At 59.6% G+C, this 2,130-nt stretch carries 2 protein-coding genes and 1 pseudogene; 2 read left to right on the top strand and 1 reads right to left on the bottom strand.

The genetic code is table 11. The features are described from left to right. The first annotated feature begins 267 nt into the window (after positions 1 to 267). Entirely contained in the window at positions 268 to 594 is a 327-nt protein-coding gene (locus DPV79_RS41350; RefSeq protein WP_104766704.1) for a helix-turn-helix domain-containing protein, read from the top strand. Then, positions 594 to 1,946 (top strand): HipA domain-containing protein, encoded by a 1,353-nt coding sequence (locus DPV79_RS41345; RefSeq protein ID WP_113048168.1) that lies wholly within the window; start codon positions 594 to 596, stop codon positions 1,944 to 1,946. Before DPV79_RS41350 ends, DPV79_RS41345 begins: the two co-directional genes overlap by 1 nt. A 71-nt stretch (positions 1,947 to 2,017) precedes the next feature. Here DPV79_RS41345 and DPV79_RS43940 read toward each other — a convergent pair. Further along, positions 2,018 to 2,130, bottom strand: a pseudogene (locus DPV79_RS43940) (IS30 family transposase); the annotation flags it as partial.

The raw sequence follows: 2,130 nt of genomic DNA, 5'->3' as shown, positions 1-2,130 counted from the left end.
GGGCAGTTTTGAAGGGGCGGGGCGGAGAATCGATTGACGGAAGCGGCGGAGGGATTCCGGTCGGTCGCAATCGGGCGGTGGAGCTTGCCGCCTGATTTTAATTCCTGAAATATGAGAACAATGTGCCGATAGCGATCACACCCTTGATTATTCCTGGAATATCAGAATAATTCGACGTTTCGTGTCTGCGTGAGTATAATTCCGACATTCTCGTAACTATGTTGTCGAGCCTGGCTGACAGCACTTTGTTCCTGAAATCCCGGAATTATGGCCCGCACCTTACCGCATCCGATCGCGACTCCTGACCCGCTTGCACTGGATCTGGCAACGCTGGGCGCGCTCGTCCGCAATCGGCGGGCGCAGAGCCGAATGCGTATCGACGACGCGGCCGATATGCTCGGTGTCTCCAAAGACGTGCTGTCGCGGCTGGAAAACGGCCGGGCGGTGAGCCTCGACAAATTGTTCAAGGTGCTCGACGGCTTCGGTCTCAATCTGCTCGTCGTGCCGAAACGCGAAGTGCCGGTGGCCCGCAAGGCGTTGCACGAGCACATGGCGGCGCAGGCCGTGTCGGCGGAGCCGGGAGAGGGCGTCTGATGGTTCATCGCCTGCGCATTTCGACCAACGGCTCGCCTGTCGGTCAGGTGACTTACGATGCCCGCCGGGACGATTACGGCTTTTCGTACGATCCGGCGTGGCAGGCGCGGGCCGACGCGTTTGCGTTGTCGCCGTGCATTCCGCTCGACGGCGGCCCGCTACCTGCCGGCGCGGTCCAGCGCTTCATCGGCAACCTGCTGCCCGAGGGCCGCGCGCTCGAAGTGGCCGCGGCGATGTATCGGATATCGAAGGACAATGTGTTCGGTTTGATCCGAATGCTCGGGAAGGAGCCGGTCGGTGCATTGAGTTTCTTCCCGGACGACGATGCCGATGCACCGGCGCCGGAGGCCCTCGAATCCGTGCGGCGCGTGATATCCGCGGAAGAGTTGACCGATCGCATTCGCAAGCGTGATGCGATTCCGTTTCCCGTCTGGGACGATCAGGTCCGGCTGTCGATTGCAGGCCATCAGGACAAGCTGCAGATACTGGTCGAGGGCGAGCAATTCGCGCTCGTCGAGGGAGCGCTCAGCAGCACGCATATTCTGAAGCCCGAGTCCCAGAACCCGCATGCGCCGTTCATGGTCGCCAACGAGCATTTCTGCATGACACTGGCCGCCCAGATGGGATTGCCGGTGGCACATGTCGAGATTCGGCGCATCCCGGAACCCATTCTGCTCATCGAACGATTCGACCGAATCGTGACGACCGAACCGGACGATCCTCAACGCGTCCGCGCGGTGCGGCGTCTTCATATCATCGACGGATGCCAGGCGCTGGATTTGCCGGCGACGCTCAAGTACGAACGCAATCTCGGCAACAATGCGGACGTGCGTAACATTCGCGAAGGCGTGAGCTTCGAGAAGTTGTTTTCGTTGACACCGAGTTTCGAGAATCCGTTGGTTGCCCGCTCGGCAATGCTTCGCTGGGCGCTGCTGCAATTGCTGATCGGCAACAGCGATGCGCACGGCAAGAATATTTCGTTTTTCGTCAGCAGCGGCGGTCTGGATCCAGCGCCGCTCTACGATCTGGTTTGCGTCAACGTGTACGGTGACGCGTATGTCCAGGACATGGCGATGGCTTTCGGGGATGTTTTTCGAACGGAGGAACTGACCGCTTTTGCCCTGGCGGATTTTGCGCATCGCGCGCAAATCCGGCCATCGTTCGTCGCACGTGAATTGACAAAGATGGCGATGCTGGCGAGGAAGCTGGCTCCCGAGTTGGCGGAGTCGGGCGTGTATGCAGGCGAGGAGCGTGCATGGGTGCGCAATATTTCGGAGTACGTGTGTGCTCAGGCCGACCGTACATTGCGTATTGCGCCCATGATTTCCAAGGTCAACGTCGATCTACTTTGATATCGGGCGATTAACGGGCGACGCTGCGATGGCCGATTCAGCGTGTCGCAGCGACTAGGCGGTCTCAAGAATCAAGTGCAACGTTTAGCCAACCCGGCGGTAGCTAATTCCGTCGCCATGGCCTCTTCGGGGGTTTTCCAGTTGAGGGTTTGACGAGGGCGTCCGTTCATCAGCTTGGCAATAT

This window comes from Burkholderia reimsis, from assembly GCF_003294055.1.
GTDB lineage: Bacteria > Pseudomonadota > Gammaproteobacteria > Burkholderiales > Burkholderiaceae > Burkholderia > Burkholderia cepacia.
Note: the sequence above shows the minus strand (reverse complement) of the source record. Positions and strands in the feature narration are given on the sequence as shown.